General features: G+C 51.8%; 21 protein-coding genes. All 21 read right to left on the bottom strand.

Annotation, left to right across the window (positions count from 1 at the left end; all coding sequences use genetic code 11):
- Window positions 1–4: 4 nt before the first annotated feature.
- The 21 genes from BLR50_RS04915 to BLR50_RS04820 all read right to left on the bottom strand — a co-directional run bounded on the left by BLR50_RS04915 (window position 5) and on the right by BLR50_RS04820 (window position 18,783).
- Complete coding sequence (locus BLR50_RS04915; RefSeq protein ID WP_092639154.1) at window positions 5–1,573, bottom strand: recombinase family protein; 1,569 nt, start codon at window positions 1,571–1,573, stop codon at window positions 5–7.
- Entirely contained in the window at window positions 1,560–1,991 is a 432-nt protein-coding gene (locus BLR50_RS04910) for a serine integrase family protein (protein ID WP_092639152.1), read from the bottom strand. The genes BLR50_RS04915 and BLR50_RS04910 overlap by 14 nt, the downstream gene beginning before the upstream one ends.
- The gene (locus BLR50_RS04905) at window positions 1,992–3,554 is read right to left on the bottom strand and encodes a recombinase family protein (RefSeq protein ID WP_092639150.1); all 1,563 of its coding nucleotides are present in this window, start codon (window positions 3,552–3,554) and stop codon (window positions 1,992–1,994) included.
- A 50-nt stretch (window positions 3,555–3,604) separates the two neighbouring features.
- Window positions 3,605–3,826, bottom strand: a complete 222-nt coding sequence (locus BLR50_RS04900; protein ID WP_092639148.1) for an SHOCT domain-containing protein — start codon at window positions 3,824–3,826, stop codon at window positions 3,605–3,607.
- Window positions 3,827–3,965: 139 nt separating this feature from the next.
- Window positions 3,966–4,682 (bottom strand): N-acetylmuramoyl-L-alanine amidase, encoded by a 717-nt coding sequence (locus tag BLR50_RS04895; RefSeq protein ID WP_092639146.1) that lies wholly within the window; start codon window positions 4,680–4,682, stop codon window positions 3,966–3,968.
- A 23-nt stretch (window positions 4,683–4,705) separates the two neighbouring features.
- Window positions 4,706–5,911 carry a hypothetical protein gene (locus BLR50_RS04890; protein ID WP_242871690.1) on the bottom strand — a complete coding sequence of 402 codons (1,206 nt, stop codon included), beginning with the start codon at window positions 5,909–5,911 and terminating at the stop codon, window positions 4,706–4,708.
- A gap of 179 nt (window positions 5,912–6,090) precedes the next feature.
- The gene (locus BLR50_RS04885; protein WP_092639142.1) at window positions 6,091–6,519 is read right to left on the bottom strand and encodes a phage holin family protein; all 429 of its coding nucleotides are present in this window, start codon (window positions 6,517–6,519) and stop codon (window positions 6,091–6,093) included.
- Window positions 6,520–6,592: 73 nt separating this feature from the next.
- Window positions 6,593–8,947 carry a hypothetical protein gene (locus BLR50_RS04880; RefSeq protein WP_092639140.1) on the bottom strand — a complete coding sequence of 785 codons (2,355 nt, stop codon included), beginning with the start codon at window positions 8,945–8,947 and terminating at the stop codon, window positions 6,593–6,595.
- A gap of 14 nt (window positions 8,948–8,961) precedes the next feature.
- Entirely contained in the window at window positions 8,962–9,465 is a 504-nt protein-coding gene (locus BLR50_RS04875; RefSeq protein WP_092639138.1) for a hypothetical protein, read from the bottom strand.
- Window positions 9,466–9,483: 18 nt separating this feature from the next.
- The gene (locus BLR50_RS04870) at window positions 9,484–11,400 is read right to left on the bottom strand and encodes a siphovirus ReqiPepy6 Gp37-like family protein (RefSeq protein WP_092639136.1); all 1,917 of its coding nucleotides are present in this window, start codon (window positions 11,398–11,400) and stop codon (window positions 9,484–9,486) included.
- Window positions 11,401–11,402: 2 nt separating this feature from the next.
- Window positions 11,403–12,254: a phage tail family protein gene (locus tag BLR50_RS04865; RefSeq protein WP_092639134.1), complete on the bottom strand. Its 852-nt coding sequence runs from the start codon at window positions 12,252–12,254 to the stop codon at window positions 11,403–11,405.
- A gap of 13 nt (window positions 12,255–12,267) precedes the next feature.
- On the bottom strand, window positions 12,268–14,691 hold the full coding sequence (locus tag BLR50_RS04860) for a phage tail protein (protein ID WP_092639132.1): 2,424 nt from the start codon (window positions 14,689–14,691) through the stop codon (window positions 12,268–12,270).
- Window positions 14,692–14,705: 14 nt separating this feature from the next.
- Window positions 14,706–14,840: a hypothetical protein gene (locus BLR50_RS14775; RefSeq protein ID WP_266163544.1), complete on the bottom strand. Its 135-nt coding sequence runs from the start codon at window positions 14,838–14,840 to the stop codon at window positions 14,706–14,708.
- A gap of 71 nt (window positions 14,841–14,911) precedes the next feature.
- Window positions 14,912–15,322, bottom strand: coding sequence for a hypothetical protein (locus BLR50_RS04855; protein ID WP_092639130.1), 411 nt, complete (start codon window positions 15,320–15,322; stop codon window positions 14,912–14,914).
- Between the two features lie 12 nt (window positions 15,323–15,334).
- A complete protein-coding gene (locus tag BLR50_RS04850; RefSeq protein WP_092639128.1) occupies window positions 15,335–15,925 on the bottom strand; it encodes a major tail protein in 591 nt (196 codons plus the stop codon).
- A 3-nt stretch (window positions 15,926–15,928) separates the two neighbouring features.
- On the bottom strand, window positions 15,929–16,267 hold the full coding sequence (locus BLR50_RS04845) for a hypothetical protein (protein ID WP_092639126.1): 339 nt from the start codon (window positions 16,265–16,267) through the stop codon (window positions 15,929–15,931).
- Window positions 16,264–16,695 (bottom strand): HK97-gp10 family putative phage morphogenesis protein, encoded by a 432-nt coding sequence (locus tag BLR50_RS04840; RefSeq protein WP_092639124.1) that lies wholly within the window; start codon window positions 16,693–16,695, stop codon window positions 16,264–16,266. The genes BLR50_RS04845 and BLR50_RS04840 overlap by 4 nt, the downstream gene beginning before the upstream one ends.
- Window positions 16,695–17,030: a head-tail adaptor protein gene (locus BLR50_RS04835; protein WP_092639122.1), complete on the bottom strand. Its 336-nt coding sequence runs from the start codon at window positions 17,028–17,030 to the stop codon at window positions 16,695–16,697. Before BLR50_RS04835 ends, BLR50_RS04840 begins: the two co-directional genes overlap by 1 nt.
- Window positions 17,031–17,032: 2 nt before the next feature.
- Window positions 17,033–17,350 (bottom strand): head-tail connector protein, encoded by a 318-nt coding sequence (locus BLR50_RS04830; protein WP_092639120.1) that lies wholly within the window; start codon window positions 17,348–17,350, stop codon window positions 17,033–17,035.
- A 19-nt stretch (window positions 17,351–17,369) separates the two neighbouring features.
- Complete coding sequence (locus BLR50_RS04825) at window positions 17,370–17,588, bottom strand: head fiber protein (protein ID WP_092639118.1); 219 nt, start codon at window positions 17,586–17,588, stop codon at window positions 17,370–17,372.
- Between the two features lie 13 nt (window positions 17,589–17,601).
- Entirely contained in the window at window positions 17,602–18,783 is a 1,182-nt protein-coding gene (locus BLR50_RS04820; RefSeq protein WP_092639116.1) for a phage major capsid protein, read from the bottom strand.
- Window positions 18,784–18,798: the final 15 nt, after the last annotated feature.

Genomic DNA, 18,798 nt, shown 5'->3' with positions numbered 1-18,798 from the left:
TAGTTTATTCATCCACATCCACCGTAACACCCGACTTAAATTCCACAGTGAATTTATCCTCGTAGACGGTGACTTTTTCAATCAGTCGCCGGACAAGCGGCTCGTCGTATTCCGTAATGGCGGTGGGCTGTTTTCGCAGGAAGTCGCCCATATCGGTGATGCGTTTTTTCAGTTCATCCCGGCCGACGTTATCGAGCTGCACTTTCTGCTTTTCCTCGCGCAGGCGGTAAATCTCGTCAGCGACATCTTCGTAATCTGCCTTGGAACTGGCCAGCTTCAAAAGCTCGGTTTGAAGTTCTTCAAGCCGCTTGTCAATAGCGTCCAGCGTCTGGTCGTTTTCATGGATTATGACCGTCTCGATATTGTTCTGAAGGGTGACGAGGAAGTTGTCCTTGTCGCACAAAGTTTGGTTGATAGCGGTAACCAGCACTTGCTCAATCTGGCTTTCCGGCACCGTTCGAGCATCGCAGAACAGACCGGTGTTTTCCAAGCGGCTGACGCACCGCCAGACGACGGACTTCTTGCCACGGTTGTTCCAGTGAACCCGTCTGAACACCTCACCGCAGTTACCGCAGATAATCATCTGAGCGAAGCAGTGATTGCTGCTGAAGGTTCTGTTTTTTCCATTCGGGCTGGTGTGGACGATTCGGCGGCGGATAAGCTCCTCCTGCACCTGCATGAAAATTTCACGCGGGATGATGGCTTCATGGCTGTTTTCAACATAGTATTGTGGAACAAGGCCGTTATTTTTAACCCGCTTTTTCGTAAGGAAGTCAACGGTATAGGTTTTCTGCAGTAGAGCATCACCGATGTATTTTTCATTGCGCAAAATCTGGTTCACGTTGCTGGTATGCCATTTTTCCTTACCGGCTCCGTTCAGAATACCGTCCGCTTCCAGACCGCGAGCGATTTTAAGCATACTGGCACCTTCAAGGTATTCCCGGTAAATGCGTTTCACAATTTCAGCTTCTTCCGGCACTATTACAAGATGCTTATTCTCATCCTTTGTATAACCGAGGAACCGAGCACAATTTATCTGGATTTCGCCCTGCTGGTATCGGTATTGCAGGCCCAGCTTAACGTTCTGACTTAAGGATTGGCTTTCCTGCTGGGCAAGCGACGCCATGATGGTAAGCATGACCTCGCCCTTGGAATCCATAGAGTTGATATTTTCTTTTTCAAAGAAAACAGGAATGTTCTTGTCCTTGAGCTGACGGATGTATTTCAAGCAGTCCAGCGTATTTCGGGCAAACCGGCTGATGGACTTCGTGATGACCATGTCGATATTGCCGGCCATGCACTCGTCAATCATGCGGTTGAATTCCTCACGCTTTTTTGTATTGGTGCCGGAAATACCATCGTCCGCATAGATGCCAGCCAATTCCCAGTCCGGGTGGCCGTTAATATAAGCGGTGTAGTGTTCAATCTGCGCGTCATAACTGGTCGCCTGCTCGTCGCTATCGGTGGAAACACGGCAGTAGGCCGCCACTCGGAGCTTAGGCTTTTCTTCGTTCTTGCTCTTTCGGGTATGCTTTCTTGCCGGAATCACGGTTACGTTCTTACTGACCTCCATCTACATTCACCTCCGTTTCTATCAGACTGTAGGCGTATTCCGCCTGCTGGAATGGGTCGTCAAACTGTTCTGTGCCTTCGCTGATGCGAAAGGAGGTGGGATAGACGACCTCTTTTTTTACTTTTGGTTCTCGGACTCGGCCTAGTTTTTCTGCCCGTCTGATACGTTCTGATTCAGCAGCCGCAAATGTGTCCGAGTCGATAAGCGCCGGATAATATTCGTCACCAAGATAGCGCTTATTCTGGAGCATCCTGCTGATGCCTGCATGAAAGGCATTAATATCAGCTTTCTTTGCTGCTGTTGCCAATGAATCGCCGGTCAGATAGGACTGAAACAGGTTTTTTACCTGCTCGGCGGCTTGTTCATCAATCACGGCTTTTCCGTTTATAATCCGGTAGCCATAGGGTGTGTGGCTCATTTATCTCACCAGCCTTTCTTTCAGCGTAATGCCGCATTTTAATTCAAACCCGATTTCTGTTCGGGAATACACAAGAATTCGCTCCACAAAGCGGGTAAACAGTTCGCCGTCAAAGCCCTTCAGCATCGTCGCCTTTGTGGCGTATTGCAATAGTTCACTGACCTCATGGAGGTTTATATTGTCGCTGTTTATGAAGCGGGCTATAGATTCCTTCTGGCGCTGTATGCGCTCGGCTTCTTGAAGAAGTTCATTATTTCCCTTATTGTAAACGGCAGGCTCAAGGTAGCCACGAGTCTGTAGAGTAACCAGCACCTTTCGCTGTTCCGCGTTTTCTTCGAGCTTTTTATCGAGGGCGTGCAGCTTTGCCACACTATCTTCGGAGTTGATACCGCGAAGGCCCATTAACAAGGGCCTCAAAACGGTTTGATGACCGAATATGAGCTTGTTCATCATAGTAACAAACGCATATTCAAAATGAGACTCCGGGATGTATTTCATGGAACATTTCTTGGCGTCCGCTATATGATTGGTACAGCACCATGCGATATTATGCCTGCCGGTGGAGTGGATGCGGCGCTTGAATTTGGCGCCGCACTGACTGCAGATGATTTTGCCTGAAAACGGATATCGGTTTTGGTACTTATCCTGATATTTTTCTACGCCTTTTTCTTTGCCGTGCTGTTCGATGATAGCCTGCGCGGCATCAAAATCCTCATGGCTGATAATTGCATCATGATGGTTTTTAATCAGAAACTGGTCTTTTTCGCCGTAATTGTAATGGCGGTTGAAGTGTGTATCGGTATAGGTCTTTTGAAAAACGGCATCGCCGGTGTATTTTTCATTACCGATCATCCCGCGAATGGTTGTCGCCGTCCAGTGGCCGCCTTTTTTTGATGGCACATCGCGGCGGTTCAGCTCATTCGCAATATTGCCGGTACCCTTGCCGGAAAGAATTTCCGAAAAGATAAAACGGACGACAGCTGCCTGTGTTTCATTCACGACCAGCTTTCCATCAGCAGTATCGTAGCCGTAGGGCGGATAGGAAATCTTAAAGGTCCCGTTTTGAAACCTACGCTTTACCGACCATTTGCTGTTTTCCGCAATAGAGACCGACTCACTTTCGGCCAGTCCACTCAGGATTGACAGCATGAGTTCACTTTCCATTGACCCGGTGTTGATATTCTCTTTCTCGAAGTAAATGAAAATGCCGAGGTCAAGCAGCTTTCTAACCAGTTCAAGACAGTCCGTTGTATTCCTTGCAAATCGGCTAATGGACTTTGTTACAATGAAGTCAATTTTCTTGTTCTCACAGTCGGCAATCATGCGAAGCAGCTCCGGCCGCTTTTCCTTTTTTGTACCGGTGATGCCCTCGTCATAATAAAGCCCGGCAAAATCCCAGTCAGGATTTGATTTGATGTAAGATTCATAATGCTTTATCTGTGTGTCGAGACTGACCAGCTGATCGTCACTATCGGTGGACACACGGCAATAAGCCGCAACACGCAGTTTGGGACGCTCTGTAAAATTAGACGTATTTTCAGTGATTTTAGTTACCTTTTTCAATTTGTCACCTCCTTGTCAGTGTGACATATTACCTCTGAAGTTCAGTAATATCAACGGATTTCGGGCATAATCTGTGCCAGAGCCGGTGAGAAAGATTTGCGGTTTAATGAGGTTATCTTGTTGAATTCCGACAAGGAAATAAGTCCGTTTTGAAGCATGAAAGAGAGTATCCGCTGTGCTCTTACATAATCTACTTCGCGCTGCAATTGTTCCTGCGGAACAGGTTTCTTTTCATAATTGATTTCCGGTATTGTGCCAGTAATATTGGCCATGTGTTTTTCCTCCAGTCTAAGAACCTCTGTCCTCACAACTCACTGGAAGATTTCAGGCTGTTTGGACGAAAAAAGAGCAAAAAAATAATGCCTACCAGAGAGAAAATCTCCAATAGGCATTACTGCGATGTGTATATGGTTACTCGCTATACTTGACAAAAGCGTCAGTGAAACCAGCTGCCTTGACCTTGCTGAGCATAGCATCGGCGTTTGCCTTGACGGAATACGCGCCGACCTGCACACGGTAGTATTTCTTCGGCGTGGTCGGCTCGGCGGGAGCAGAAGAGGCAAGCCCCGCTTTTACCTCAGCGCGGAAGCTATCCATGCTCTTGCCGTGCTTTGGAAACCAGTGCATGACGTCGCCGTGATTGCTGGCGATGCCCAATTTGTAACCCTCACAGTGGCAGATGATATCCTTTTCGGTGAGGTTAAACTGCTTGCAGAGATAGACGCAAAGCTCCACCGCTTCCTTGTAGAGGGCAGAAAAATACGAGGCATCGGTCAGACCGTCCTCGCAGATTTCGAATCCGATATGTGTATCGTTACCGGAGCCTTTTGCACCGCTACCGCAGTGCCAACCGCGCATATTCCACGGTAAGGTTTGGTACGTTGCGATGGAGCCGTCAGCCAGCTTACCGATAAAACCGTGGACGCAGACCTGACGGCCGTCCGGCGTAGTCTGGTTCCAGTGGTTACCGTATTGATTTTTCCCGAGCAGTCCGTCATCTGGGCCGATGTAACGTTTGAGGTTGGGATTGTTCGCCCCGGTGGAATGCACCATGATGCCCTTCGGCGTAATGGTGCGGCCCGCCTTGTAGCAGGCATTGTTCGTCAGAATGAGTTTATGCAGATTCATAAAAAAGCACCTCGCAGTTTAATTTAAATGTAAGCCGCAAGAGCGGCCGGGTACAGATGGTAGGTAAACTTCAGATCACAGTAAGCGGTCGCCGATGTGCCGTTGCTCCCAATGCGAGCGTATAGCCCGTAGCCGGCAGGCACTCTGCTTTGCCGCATAGCGATCTGAGCGTGCTGGGCCTCTGTGGAGCTATCCGCACCGAGTGGCGTACTTCTCGAAATTCGGGTAAAGGTCTGCTCGTTGTTTGAGATATAGAAGTCCAGCTCCTTTTCGGTGGTGTCCGATTGGCGGCAAATGGTGACCAGGTGGCAGTCGTAAGGTACCGGGATAAGAGGGTCGTCCTGACCGCCGATTACAATGCTGCCGATGGGCAGAATGGTATGCAAAGGCCCTCTTACGCTGTTGGTGCCGCCCGAGCCGAGGACATTGCCCGACAAAACATACCGCAGGTGCGGCATCCGAATGAATGCGTTGATGGTTGATGCGGCGGTGGAGGTCAGCGTCAGGGCGGTATTGACGTCCTCTGCTTTTTCCAGCAGGAACAGGCTTTCTCCGGGAGCAACGGAAATGTCCCCAATGGAAAACCTCTGCTTTGTCCAGTACCCCGTACAGGTGGGGTGCGGATTGGTTCCGCTGCCATATGCGATGTTTTCCGCATCCTGAACGCCCCGTATGGCTTCGGCAATCTTTTTGACAGTGTCGCTGAGATTGCTCTGAATCAGTACCTGCACGGTATTTGCCACCGGACTTCCCAGTGCCGCAACAAACAAATAGGTCACGCTGTCCATCACCATATTGCTGCCCGCCGAGATTCCGGTAAAGGTAATGGATGCTCTGCGGCTTGCCATGTCCGGTGCCGAGGCAGTCTCCACCGGATGCAGATGATTGAGAATAATCCCGGTGCGGGTATACAGCGTATCACGCATGCTTTCCATCTGGTCATGTGTGGTACCGAGCAAAGTATAGTTATCATTTAATAGGTTGTACGTAAGATTGAGCAGCGCGTAGGTGTCATTCACATCAATTGCGGCGAGAGCTGTCAGCACCTGATTCAGCCATTCCTGTGCGGGCGGCTCCGGCGGTTCGGCTATCCCGTCCGCAAGAGCCTCCTCCACGATGGTGAGTACCCGCACGCTTTTCCCGACAACGTCCTCTTGGGTAACTCTGATTTCCAGTTGTCCCACGCCGACAATTTCAGTTTCCGTCGAACTAGGCGACCAGGTCAGCACGCCGTCCGCATAGCTTGTGACTACGGGATAAGCGACGCCGTCCGGCCGTTTGTAAATGGCGGTCAACGTCTCACCGGGATATTCGTCACCAAGCAGGCTGGAGACATCAAACTCCAGATTGCGAAAATGGTTTTCGCCCTGTCGACCGATGAATACTGTCGCGGCTTTTGTTAAATCAATCATGCTCCGTCACCCGGCCTTGACGAATCGTCGCTCCGCCCGTGAAGCTGCTCCAGAGCCGCTTTGAGCTTTTCGGGAATGGGCAGCCCCAGGTGAGCCGCATTTTCCAGCATGGACACACCCTCGTTGGAGCAGTAGAAAAAGATGACGGCGGTACGGAGTACCTCGCCGTTGCCGATGAGATAGATGTCCATAATGTGCGCGACGCCCACCATTACAAAAATCAGTACCTTCTTGCATATGCCCTTGAAGCCGACCTCGCTGGATAGCTTTTTATCTGCTATGGCGCACATGACACCGGTGATGTAGTCTACAACTACGAACACAAGCAGCGCATACAAAAAGCCGTCAAAGCCGCCGAAAAACCAGCCGAAGAAGCCTCCGGCCGCTGCCACCAATATTTGAATCCAGTTCCATACTTCTTTCATTGGGAGTCCTCCTTTTAGTTTTGCATATGAAAAATGCGCCCCACAACCGCAAAGGCGCATCATCCACACTGTGTTAAAGTGTTAGAATTAAATTATGAATTTGCTGCATCACATCCGCTTTGGGCCGTCCTGCTCCGATGGACAGCCAAGTTAAGGGCGGGATATCAAAAGACGATGAGGAATCGAAACCGTTGACCGCCGTAATGACAGGCTCGATGGCTTTTCGAAGTTCCGTGATGTGGAACGGCCAGTTTTTGACCGTGGTTTTTCCAACTGCAATTTCCTCGCTCCAAGTTGCAGGAGACAGGCCATAATAGCTTCGTACCATGTTTACAGCGGTTCGGAGTGTCTGGATATGCGCCACCTTCACATGGGTTTCGTTCGCGGTAATTGTCTCGAACGGCGTCGTCAGTATTGTAAAAGTGCGGACAACCTCCGGACTGGCCGACTCGATATCGCTGTCGAGGCAGCGGATGGTAATGGAATGACTTCCCGCTGCCAGTGTTTCCGCCTGAGAAACTGTTTTAACGCCGTTCCCAAGGTATCCGCTCGTGGAAAACCGCTCGGGATTGTCCACACTGTTGATCCAAGCACCTGTATCGATTCTTACTTCCACAATCTGCGACTGGCCGTCCGGTTCGACGCCTGTTGTAATCATAAAACGCGGTGTGGTATTGTAGCTGGAACCGCCGGACGGCGGGCAGACGATTACCGGAGCAGACGGAGGACTGTTTTTCTTTACCGTCCCGCTGATTACATAAGCGGAAACCGCGTCTAAAGTATCGGTAACACTGATACGGTAACGAGTATACGTTCCGGCTATCTGGGAAGCGTTCGCCGAATACATTCCCGAGGTGGAACTTGAAACAACAATTGTAAGAGCCTCGTATGCCGACCAGTTCGTTCCATCCGTAGAGATTGAACGTTGGATAACGTACTGCTTGATGGTGCTGGTTCCGGGCGCTGCTCCACTCCATGCAAGTGTTACGACAACGCCTTCATAAATCGCGGGTGCGGCGGTAAAAGATGTCGGCGGAGTTGGCAATGTATTTCTGCGAACAGTATTGCTGGACACCGTCCAGTCGGAATAGAAACTTTCACCGGCGGCACCTCGCGTCCGTATCCGAAACCGGCGGTAATTGCCGCGCATGGCGGGAGGGCCGACACTCAAGCTGCCATTTGTCGCCGAGGTGCTCACCGTGGTCAGAGCCATCCAATCGCCCCAGCTGCTGTTGTCGGGAGAGTCGCTGTATTGTATTTCATAGGACGTGATGGCGTTGCCCGCGCCATTAGTTGCGCCGCTCCACGAGAGAGTGACATTTCCTTCAGCTAATGCCGCGCTTACCGAGCAGACGGTCGGCGCTCCGCAAGCTGTGACGTCGCAGTAGACGCTGTTACTGATTTTCTCTACAGAATAGACATCAAAGGTGTCGATTGTCCAGATACCAAACTGCGTATAAGTCCCCGGTGTGCTTGATACAACCGGGTTGTAGCTGCCACCGCTGGCGGAAAGTATCAGAATGGCCAACACATTCCACGCGCTCCAGGAGCTGTTGTCCAATGATGTTCGGCTGGCGATCTGGTAGCCCTTAACCGGACTGGTGCCGCCGGAGGCTCCGCTCCAAGTCAGCGTTATTGTCTCATTACTGTAGGCTGCGGGAGAAGCAACGACTGATGCAGCTGGACTCGGTGCCGTATTCCTGCGGACGGAGTTCGTGGATACTTTCCAGCCGGAGTAATAACTTGCTCCTGCCGTACCACGCGTTCGCACCTGGAATCTGCGGTAATTCCCGCGCGTCGAAGGCGGATCAACTGATACACTGCCGCTTGTAGCCGTGGTAGTCACCGTTGTCAGTGCAGTCCAGGCTCCCCAAGTGAGATTGTCAGTGGAATCACTGTATTGGATTTCATAACTGGAAATCGCGTTGTTTATGCCCCCGGAAGCTCCGCTCCAGGAAAGGCTCACGGTTCCTTCCGCAAGTATCGGACTGACCGAGCAGGAGGTCGGTGCTCCGCAGGCCGTGGTCAGAAGAGCCGAACTTAACACGGTGTAGCTTGAGTTATCGATTACGCCGGAGGATAGAGGAAGCCGTCCGTCCGACACCACCTGAAAGCGCACGCCCTGTGCGGTGTTTCCCGTAGTGGAAGCACATGTGACCGAAACATATCTAAGCCTCGGTGTGGTTCCATCCCAGTCGTCGCCGTCCGCCGCCTTGATGCGCACTTGTGCAGATGAGCCGTTTACAGTCATGGTACAGAGCAGGGCGTAGCCGCTGTGGATGTAGGAGCCAGAGGAACCCAGCGCGGCGGAAATGGTGAAGTTATAGGTCATCTGGCTATTGTTCGGTCGGCTCTTGGAATAGGTAATGGTGTAATAGACGGTTGGGCTTGAACCTGCCTGTAGCGTTACGCCGTAAATATCCGCCATCGTTGTTCACCTCCTCATTCATAGACTGCCGTCACAAGAGAATTAACCAGCCCGCAAAGGCTGGTATTCAGCCGGGTATCTGTGATGTTATTTGTGGCTATTGATGTTGCAGCGGCCGGTATCAGCACATCGGCGATGCCAAGCTCATAGACGTCGCTGGTCCTTGTCAGCGCCGGAGCTGACGGCGTCGCGGCGGGAGTGCCATCGACAACGGCAAGCTGAATATTCCGGCTGACCTGGCTTAAACGAACCACAATTCGGTCAATTCGGGGATTACTTCCGTTTGCCGTGGTGAGCGGCAGGTTTAGGTCGTCTGTATTTTCATACCGGTATCCGTTAATCCAAGCGCTACCTTCCGCCACGCTCACCGCCAGCCCGTTTCCAGGCGTTGCCTGCAGGTTCGTCGCAGATGCGTAAAATACACCGTTTGACACAAGGTTTCCGAAATATGCCGCGAAATCCGTCGCGTCATAGACTCTGTCTCCATCCGATGAGTTAAAAAATCCGCTTTTCTCCATGCGCTGTTTCCTCCTTGCTTAGCTTGTTTTTGTATATTCAATTATCACGTAGCCCGTATATGCGGTTCGGTCATTTCCGGGTTCGACGATAATATTGGTGGTATCCGCGTAGAGACCAATCTGGGAAGCAAAGTTGTTGTATCGTGCAAGCGGTAACGGCAGGAACACCGTCCCGTTTGTAGCGAAGCCCGATAGGCTGACAACTGTGCTAAGATTGGATATACCGTGCGCTACGCTTCCCGGCACCGCATTCGGAAGATAGCCGAGATTGATTTCTTTTCGGTAAATGGTCTTGCCGTCTATCCATAGTCGCCCGGTGTTTTGTTCTGTTGCGGAGTAATCGGTCAGCGCAGACGCAATTTTAACAGCGGTAATGGTGCGGTCCGCGATCTTTACTCCGGTGACCGCTCCGGTTGCAATCCGCGTTGTAGTGATAGGTTCATTGTTGATATTCAGCCAGTTCGCCTCGCCGGATGGATTGTTGTAAACGAAAATGGAAATCACATAAAACGTCATGGTATTGCGAGATATAAAGAAGCCCATTGCCCGCTGGTATCCGCTTCCCGTATTGTCACCATTGTGCTTTACCAGAAAGACATGACCGTCGTCACTTGGCTGGTCGCTGAATTTGTTGCCGCTCCACGAGGTGAAATATAACGAGTCTCCCGGCTCCATATGATGTAGGGCATATTGCCCGACCGATATCGTGCCTGCGCCCACAGTTATTTCAAGCGCAGGCAGCTTTCCAAACAAATTGTTCACGGTGGCTGTAAAGGTTTCTCCTTGAATTTCCGGGTCCACCTCCGACAGATTTCCCAGCGTTCCCTCCACCGCGTCCAGGGCTTCTGTTACTTCGGTTATCCCGGTCGGAGCAGAAAGTGCTGTTTTGACCTCGCTCATGTCGGACCGGATCTTCTGCGCTATTGTTAACTCCGCCTTGCCAAACACAACGCTGATACTCAGACCGTCCGCGTCATAAGTTTCTTCGATTTCAGTGATGCGTGTCGTCATGGATACGCCCCACGCCTTGGAAATGACTTTAACTGTCTGCCCAAGGTCAAAATCTGTCTTGTAGGTCAGGTTGCCGTGAGGGTTTACCGATGTGTCGAACGAATATCGGATTCCCTGCTCGCTCAGCTTGCTCTGTCCCCGGAAGATTAGCGCGTCGGTGTAACCTGTACCGAAATCTGCCGCTTGCAGGTCCTTGGCATCTACGAAAATTTCTCGCCGGGTCTCTCCGGAGCCGCTTGTAATAGCGACAAATGTGCGGCTTTCGCCTTCACCCTCGCCGCCGATGAGAGCGGTGTTGGCGTAATCCGCCGCGCTCTCCGTATAGCTTTGTTCCGTTAGGTTTTCGTATTCCTTGGAGAACACCGCCTGAGAGTCGGCACCTTTATACAGTGTTACGGTAAAGATGTGCGTTGCCGGAGTGAATACGGTCTTAATGCCGATTTCTGAAGCACCGCATAATTCCGTTATTACATCCATCAGGCCCCGGTACGATATTTGTGTGCTGACGGGTACGCTCAGGTTAGGGGACGAGAAAACTATGCCGTCGATTTGCCGCGCCGTATCAGTTGGACTGATGAGGTTATTATTTAAAAGCTGCTCCACACAGGCAGAAAGGTCACCGGACAGTACCTCCGTTTGCCAGACGATACGTCGAGATAGGAAAGAGGTTGCAAAACGGCCGCTTGCCGTGATAATTTCCTGCTCTGCCTGAAGCATTTCCAGATGTTCAATGATTCCGGCTTCCTCATCGTCGTTCTTCCAGATAAAGTTACCTTCTTGCAGGAGCGTGGTATTTTCCGGTGTCGCTATGGCCCGCAGTTCGAAGGAGCCACACTGGGAATAACGCCTCGTCCAGCGCAGATATTCAAAGGATTCCACAATGCCCGTAAGCTCCCGGTCCGAATTATAGATATACAGTTCCATCCTTACACCCCCAGAAACTGTGGCCGATAATAAATGCTGACCTCCAGTAGTTCCATATTGACTGAAGCGTCATAACGCAAAGTATTCACCCCGGCGGCAAGTTGGAAAAACGCCGACCCGGTATCCAATAGAGAGAATGCGTTTGTTATTGTCGAACCGTCAACGCTGACCACGCGCTTTCCGGCAAAATGCGTGTATACCCGGAGCTCATCCCCGATGCTCATTGTCGTGAGGAGCCGGATGTATCCCCCCGTGTCCATATTCAGCAGTTCCGGATTTGTCACCGTACCCAGCGCCCGAAACACAATTTCACAGCCGCATGAAACGTCGCCAATGTTGTCTACCGTGATGATCTGGCTGGGCTGGCGCATTCCGAATTCCATACCGCTTTCCGGTATACCCAGTTCAAATTCGAACATCGGTATCCATGATGCCAGTTCCTCGCGAACTTCATCCTGTGTCTCGAAGAAGGGAGACGGGCAGAGCAAACTGACAAAAAAGCCGGGTATCCGCTGCCGGGTGGAGACGGTAAACCCCGCTTCCTCCACCACGCAGGAAATCTGCCGCTCCCGGTACAGGAGCGTTCCGTTCACCTTGGGGCTGAATATTTGAAGGAAACTGTGCCTTCGTGCGTAGGCTTCATCAGGTGTGTCCGCGATGACTGTGCCTTCCAGCGTGATATTACGCATATCCAGCGTTGAGGAGATGTAAAAAGCACCGTCCTGATCCGGTGCCTTGAACGTGTTAACGGTCTGACGGATGTCGCCAGTGCCGTCTATTTTCTTAAGAAAATACGGGCGGCTTTGTTTGAGCGTGATGCTTTTGCCGTTTGCATTGATATAGGTTATTTCCATAGCCGTCCCTCCTTTAATACTCCAGTGCCAGCTTGCGCGAGAGGTTTCTGAATTCCCGCGCCAGTTCCTTTTCGGACAGCGCCTTTGGCGTTACCACCGAGATGTTCTGCGTGATACCAGCACCGGAAGCGTACCCGCCTTGCCCGGACACGCCGCCCGCGTTGATGTCAAACCGTGTGGGAATGGCGTTCTGCATATCTCGTGAAACGGCGGACATAGCATCCTCAAAGCCTACGCCGATGCCTTCACCCATGTTTTTGCCAAGCCCGGCAAAAAGAGTGGAGGGAGAGTGGATGCCGAAGAAGTCCTTGATGCGGTTTACAATCCCACCGAAAAAGCTGCTGATTTTGTTCCACAGCCATGCGCCCGCGTCCGAGATGCCCTGCCACAGTCCTTTGATGAGGTTACCGCCAACCTGAGCCACCTTCCCAATATAGCTGGCGAACGCTCTAACCAGTCCCGTGATAATCTGCGGAACCGCCTTGACCACCTCGACGATGATTTTCGGCAGGTTCGCAATCAATGCGACCAGCAGCTGAACACCCGCAAGGATAATCTTATCGATGTTCCCGACGATGGCGTTCACCAGACTGCCGACAATCTGCGGGATAGCTTTGACCACCGTTGTAATAATTAGGGGTAGGTTTTTAATCAGCGATATGAGGAGCCGCACCCCCGCATCAATAATGAGTGGGATAGATTGAATGACTGCCGTAATAATTCCGTCGATAATTTGCGGGATGGCTTCCACAATTTCCTCAATAATTACAGGCAGTGCCTCTACCAGTGACACCAATAGCTGGATGCCCGCGTCGATAATCTGTGGTATCGCTGCAATGATAAAGGAAACGATGGCGGTAATGATGGCTGGCAGAGCGGCGATTAACTGCGGAATCGCATCCAGTAGACCCTGAGCAAGCCCAAGAATGAGCTGCAGCGCCGCATCCAGAATCATGGGCAGGTTATCCGCCAAGCCTTGAACAATGGTTGAGACCGCGCTTACTGCCGCTGGGATAAGTTTTGGCAGAGCCGAGCCGATGCCGCCGACCAGAGCCATTACCAATTGCACTGCAGCATCGACGAGGAGCGGAAGGCTGTCAATCAGCGCGCCGATTATCGTCATCACAGCAGAAACAGCGGCAGGAATAAGCTCTGGCAGTAGATTCAGAATCGTGTTTAATACCTGGGTGAAGATGTTCGTCACCGTTTTAAGCAGCATGGGGAGAAGGTCACCTACCGCCTGCAAAATTGCTCCCGTCGCCTGCGGAAGCGCCGCCACAATGTTTTCAAGTACTGGCACGACATTCTTTACTACAGATTGGAACGCGTCCACAAGGTTCTGCGTCAGGTTCGTCATATCCGCATCTGCGTTGCCAAGCCCCGCCGTGAATGAAGATAGGGCAGCTTGGAGCAGCCCGATAGAGCCGCTGATGGTTTGAGTGGATTCCCTTGCAAAGTTGCCGGCGTATTGCTCCGTGTTTTCAAAAAACATCTGCATGGCGACTTCGGCTTTTTCGGCATTGCTCGCGCTATTCCATACGAAATCCAGACCCTTCGAGGCGGCGTAAGCCTGAACGCTGGTCGCGTTCATTGCGACACCCAAATTGTCCATCATGGTGAAGTTGCCCTTCGCCGCGCCGGTAACGGCTTCCATGGCTGTGGACATATCGATGCCCATGACTGACGCCATATCCGCAGCACGTTGCATGGCCTTTTCGGTCAGCTCCAGACTTTTTTGCTGTGCGATGCCGGAGCCCTGAAACAGAGCGCCCATTTTGTTGGCCGTAGCCAGATATTCCGACTGGGATACACCGAGATTTTTATACGCTTCCTCACCGGTTTTCTGAATTGATGCGGCATATGCGCCGAAGACCGCTTCCGAGCCTCCGAGATTCTGTTCCAGCTCGCCGAACTGCTGCACGACCTCTTTACCCAGCTTGATTGCCGCCGCGCCTGCCGCAACAGCCACCGCACCTATTGTTACGCCGATGCCTTTGAGGACACCGCCCAGTTTTTCAAATTTCGGGCCGGATTTTTCGGCTTCGTCGGCGGTATCCTTCAGTTCGTCGCCAAGGTTGTCGGTAGCTTCCGTTGACTGTGCAAGCTCACGCTCCATGCCATTAAGCTCCGCCTGCGCCTTGTTCAGCTGAATCTGCCAATTTTGGGTGCGGCGGTCGTTTTCACCGAAGGATTCGGAGGCATTCTGTAGAGCGGCACGCAGGGTTTCAATCTTGCTTTTCTGAGCGTCGATTTCCTTGTTTAGGACTTCGTTGCGTGAGGTGAGCGCCTGCACGGATTTATCGTTTTTATCAAATTGGCTGGTGACCAGCTGCATTTCCGAACCGAGGACCTTAAAGCTCTGGTTGATATCCGAAAGAGCCTTTTTAAATTCGCGCTCGCCCTCAACGCCGATTTTTATGCCAAAATTGTCCGCCATTTGTGCTCACCTCCTTAAATTCCGGGCGGAATGATATCGTCAATCGTCCGGGTTTTCTTCGGCTTTTCCATGCCGAGAAACTGTTTGTGGCAGGCCCACAGGTCCAGAAACAGGCCGATGGGCATAAGCCAGAATTCCTCTGAGCCCATACCCATCTGCACCGTTCCGTAATATAGAAGTCGAGTAAAGGTTTCCGCGTCAGTTTGTTGACACTGTCCGTTTACTCGACTTCCGCGTTTTTTAAGGAGGTATCATCCTCACTTTCCACATTGCGCTTGGTACCCTTGAACATCGCTTCTGTAATCGCATTTTTGTATGCCGCCAAATCAAGCGGCGAGGTGAGAAGTTCTACCTCTTCCTCAGTGAGCAATTCTTCCGGTACGTTCTTATTCTTAAGGTTGCGAATCAAGATGGATTGGTTGGCAAGTAAAGTCAGAAGCCACACAATCTCATCCAATGCCATCTCAAAATTTTCTGATTTCATCAGCTTTTCGCCGAGGTTTTCAAGTCCACCGTACCGTCCTGCAATCGCCTTGGTCGCGCGGGTGGTCAGTACCAGTTCATATTCCTTGCCGCCGATATTGATAGCGGCGCTTCTTTCAGCGGTGTTTGTATAAATGACGTTATCCATTCTGCATCCTCCTTATGGTACCGGCGTGTAGACCGGTTCGTAAACCTCGGTAAACCAGCCGGTGATTGTGGCGGAAGCAACTCCGGCGTCACCTTCGGTAACCTCCGCCTTCCACGGGTGCTTACCAAAAGCGTCCAGTTTGTTGCGGCGCATGACCGTTCCTTCGATTGTCGGTGTGGAGAAGGTGATGGAATCTGCCTTGGTCTGCAGATTGGTCGCGGGCAGGCCGAATTTCACGCGGTAAAGCCAGAAATAGCGGTAGGTACCGTTCGCTTTCTTTGCGCGGAAGCCTACCGCGACAGGCGTTCCCACATTTTCACTGGCAGAGATCAGTACACCATTATCGTCTGTGGATGCGCCGGTCAGATCTGCCGCTGCCGTGGGGCCGATGTCGTCAACGCCGAGTGTGAGCGTACCGCTGTTGAAGTCTTTCACCACTTCGGCGGCACCGTCGTCAGCGTATAATATTGCCTCAACCAGTTCCACCGAGAGTTCGGCAGTGATGGCTTTGGCAAGCACCAAAGGCGTAGAGTAGGTTTCTTCGCCGTTGGAATCCTCGGTTATCTTTGAGTAATATAGTTTATCAAGACCGATTGTCGCCATAATTTATTCCTCCGTTTCGTATGATTTTTCCACATCAATGGCGTAGTGGTGGTAGCCAGTATCGTCCTCATGGCCGATGTACCGGCGGTCAGTAATCGTAAATTCTGCTCCCAGAAGCAGCGATGTTATCTGCCTTTTCCTCTGGAGGTAGTTGCCTTTAGAAAACAGCGAAATCCGCACTTCGGATAGTTCGAAGATCGGTGTGTTATTTCCAAACAGGGCAAATTCGTCCGTCATCGGTGTAAATACAAGGTATTCGTCGGGAGGAACGCCAGAAAAAACGCCTGTCTCCACAGGAAGAACAGGCAAAAGCAACGTGTTCAATTCTGTTAAAATGCTCATATTCCGTCGACCTCCTCCTGAAGCTTTGACTTCATGGTTTCAATGCAGGCGCTTTTGCTCTGATTTCTTGCAGGCTTTAAAAAAGGCTTGGGCGGCTGCCCGGATTTACCGTATTCGAGAATGTTGGCAATTTTGGCGTTGGAATTCCCGTCAGAGCGCGGCTCGGCAAAACCGATTTTAACATCCCAGTTACCATCCCGGTTCTGCTTGGCGGGAGAGAGTCCGAGGGAGCGTTCCAGTTCTCCGGTGGAGCGGCTTTTTTTCTTTGTGTCGCTGCCGACCACACTTGACAGATTAGATTTCACTTTGGATAGAACAACCTCGCCGCCAGCTTCCAGCACCTTGGGGATTATTATGTCTGTCTGGTCAGCTATCCTAGAAACCTTCAAAAGAAATTCCTCTGGCATTTGTATTTGAACTTTTCCCATTACCTGACCGTCCCTTCCTGCTTTTCCGCGAGCACCTCGACATACATCCCGCGCCCGCGAACATCCTCTGCGCTGATAATTTGATATTGCTCACCGCCGCAGACGATAAACAGAGAGGTCGTTATATCTACGTCGGGAATCTTCCGAAAACGGAAGAGGGCCGTCGCTTCGCTGAACGCAGCCATGTTTGCCCACCGCTCGTTTCCGTGGCGGTCCTCTTTGTATGCGCGGACAGAAGCGACAATATGGTCGCCATTAATAACAAATCCGTCCGCATCCTTCACCGGAGCGGTGGAGACGATATCAATAAAGGTGTTCATTTTGCCGTAGCTCATCATCACACCTTCCAATCCCGGTCAAGCCGAAGAAGCATATTGACCGTATCCCACACCTGCTGCCCCGCCTGCACACTATCGCCAAAAAAGCCGGCTGTACTGCCGTCCCGACTTTCGTAAAAGTGGCTAGACAGCATAATCACAGCCTGTTCTGTGGCGGGCGGCATGGAAGTTTCCTCATAATAGCCCTTAGCAACGTGCTGGTAACTTTCGGCATAGGAGACGGCGGCGGCAATATAGCTCAGCAGCAGGCCGTCGTCCTCGTCGTATGACAAAATAAGGTGCGCTTTGACTTTGGGTAGAAGATTATCTGTCGTCATGCCGTCCGCCTCCTTGTCATTATTCGTCCACCGCCATCAGACCAGCCGCTTTCAGCTTGGCAAGCAGGGCATTGAAATCTGTAACCAGACCGGCGGCATCGGTGGCGGTGCTGTCCGCCTGATTTTCTGCAATAGGAAGCCCCGTTACCGAGGCTCCCTCCTTGATTTCCAACGTTCCACCGATGACGGTTTTTTCTCCACCCTGTTCGGTATAGTTTTTTGCGTTATAGTCACTCATAGATCAGCCCTCCTTAAGCGTGCTGCTTGAGCAGCTTGATGCCTTCGGGCAGTACAGTCTTGCCGTCCACACGTTGGAAAGCGTAGAAGCCGGTCTGCAGGTTGGCGATATGCAGTTCATCCGCACGGCGCACGGTTCTGCCGCTGCGGTCAGCAATCCAGTAGTTCTGGAAGTCACCGAAAGCAACGGTATATGCACCTGCCGCGATGGTCGGAGCATACTGGGAGACATACACCGGGAAACCGAGCAGACGATCAGGCTGACCTGCCTGCAGCGACGGCTGCCACATATATGCGCCGTTGCCATCCTTCAGTTTGCGGATGCCCGCGAGAGTGGCGCTGCTCAAAACAAACGCGGCATTTTTCTTGTAACCGTCCTTGAGGGAATAGGTTAGGTCGATGATTTCATCAGCTTTTATATCCGCCGCAGTTGCGGTGGTCACGCCGACGTCGCCGCCATTCGCGGTGAAAATGCCGGTGGGCTGACCACTGCCGGTACCGACGCAGAATGCCTGCTCTTCCTTCGCTGCAAAAGCGCGGGCGAAGTTGTCGATGAGGTAGGCTTCGAGATCAAACATAGAGTCCTGAAGCAGTTCCTCCGAAACCAGTGCTGCCGCACGAAGCGTAAAAGCGTCGAGGGATAGCTGATTGAAGGTGGGAGTGCTGGGCGTAAACGTACCACTTTCTGCTACCCAGTCGGCAGACACATCGGTGAGTGCTACGTTAATTCTGTGCGGTGCAGCGGTGGTGATGACTTTTGCCAGAGAACGAATTACATTCTCACGGGCAAGCGCCTGCACAAGGGTGCTGTCGAATTCCACCGGAACGATATAGCCGCCGGTTGAAGGAGTGCCTTCCTCCATAACGTTGTGAATCGGTCGCTTACCGCGCACGAGGTTTAAGAAATCCTCACGGTATTCAGCGGTCGCTCTGGGACTGATGGGTTTTCCGTTCTGTGCATTGGGTTTTGCCGTAATGGGAGAGCTGGTCGGCTGAGCCATAGCGGCGTCTCTTGCCACGCGGTCTTCCTCAATGGCAATCTGATGCGCCATTGCGTCCACATCCGCGAGCATCTTGTCATAGGTCGCGTTGTCTTCGGGAGAGAGGACGCCGTCCTTGGCGCGAGTGTCCAGAAACGCCTTTGCCGCGTCCCATGCCTTTGCGCGTTTTTCACGCATTTCAAGTACTTTTTTCATAATCAAATACCTCCG

The sequence above is a fragment of the Acetanaerobacterium elongatum genome (assembly GCF_900103835.1).
Lineage (GTDB): Bacteria > Bacillota > Clostridia > Oscillospirales > Ruminococcaceae > Acetanaerobacterium > Acetanaerobacterium elongatum.
Note: the sequence above shows the minus strand (reverse complement) of the source record. Positions and strands in the feature narration are given on the sequence as shown.

What these genes read in the sequence shown, in the direction of transcription:
- BLR50_RS04915 (WP_092639154.1), bottom strand. Translation starts at nt 1,573, where the DNA reads ATGGAGGTCAGTAAGAACGTAACCGTGATTCCGGCAAGAAAGCATACC.
- BLR50_RS04910 (WP_092639152.1), bottom strand. Translation starts at nt 1,991, where the DNA reads ATGAGCCACACACCCTATGGCTACCGGATTATAAACGGAAAAGCCGTG.
- BLR50_RS04900 (WP_092639148.1), bottom strand. Translation starts at nt 3,826, where the DNA reads ATGGCCAATATTACTGGCACAATACCGGAAATCAATTATGAAAAGAAA.
- BLR50_RS04895 (WP_092639146.1), bottom strand. Translation starts at nt 4,682, where the DNA reads ATGAATCTGCATAAACTCATTCTGACGAACAATGCCTGCTACAAGGCG.
- BLR50_RS04885 (WP_092639142.1), bottom strand. Translation starts at nt 6,519, where the DNA reads ATGAAAGAAGTATGGAACTGGATTCAAATATTGGTGGCAGCGGCCGGA.
- BLR50_RS04880 (WP_092639140.1), bottom strand. Translation starts at nt 8,947, where the DNA reads ATGGCGGATATTTACGGCGTAACGCTACAGGCAGGTTCAAGCCCAACC.
- BLR50_RS04875 (WP_092639138.1), bottom strand. Translation starts at nt 9,465, where the DNA reads ATGGAGAAAAGCGGATTTTTTAACTCATCGGATGGAGACAGAGTCTAT.
- BLR50_RS04870 (WP_092639136.1), bottom strand. Translation starts at nt 11,400, where the DNA reads ATGGAACTGTATATCTATAATTCGGACCGGGAGCTTACGGGCATTGTG.
- BLR50_RS04865 (WP_092639134.1), bottom strand. Translation starts at nt 12,254, where the DNA reads ATGGAAATAACCTATATCAATGCAAACGGCAAAAGCATCACGCTCAAA.
- BLR50_RS04860 (WP_092639132.1), bottom strand. Translation starts at nt 14,691, where the DNA reads ATGGCGGACAATTTTGGCATAAAAATCGGCGTTGAGGGCGAGCGCGAA.
- BLR50_RS14775 (WP_266163544.1), bottom strand. Translation starts at nt 14,840, where the DNA reads ATGGGCTCAGAGGAATTCTGGCTTATGCCCATCGGCCTGTTTCTGGAC.
- BLR50_RS04855 (WP_092639130.1), bottom strand. Translation starts at nt 15,322, where the DNA reads ATGGATAACGTCATTTATACAAACACCGCTGAAAGAAGCGCCGCTATC.
- BLR50_RS04850 (WP_092639128.1), bottom strand. Translation starts at nt 15,925, where the DNA reads ATGGCGACAATCGGTCTTGATAAACTATATTACTCAAAGATAACCGAG.
- BLR50_RS04845 (WP_092639126.1), bottom strand. Translation starts at nt 16,267, where the DNA reads ATGAGCATTTTAACAGAATTGAACACGTTGCTTTTGCCTGTTCTTCCT.
- BLR50_RS04840 (WP_092639124.1), bottom strand. Translation starts at nt 16,695, where the DNA reads ATGGGAAAAGTTCAAATACAAATGCCAGAGGAATTTCTTTTGAAGGTT.
- BLR50_RS04835 (WP_092639122.1), bottom strand. Translation starts at nt 17,030, where the DNA reads ATGAGCTACGGCAAAATGAACACCTTTATTGATATCGTCTCCACCGCT.
- BLR50_RS04830 (WP_092639120.1), bottom strand. Translation starts at nt 17,350, where the DNA reads ATGACGACAGATAATCTTCTACCCAAAGTCAAAGCGCACCTTATTTTG.
- BLR50_RS04825 (WP_092639118.1), bottom strand. Translation starts at nt 17,588, where the DNA reads ATGAGTGACTATAACGCAAAAAACTATACCGAACAGGGTGGAGAAAAA.
- BLR50_RS04820 (WP_092639116.1), bottom strand. Translation starts at nt 18,783, where the DNA reads ATGAAAAAAGTACTTGAAATGCGTGAAAAACGCGCAAAGGCATGGGAC.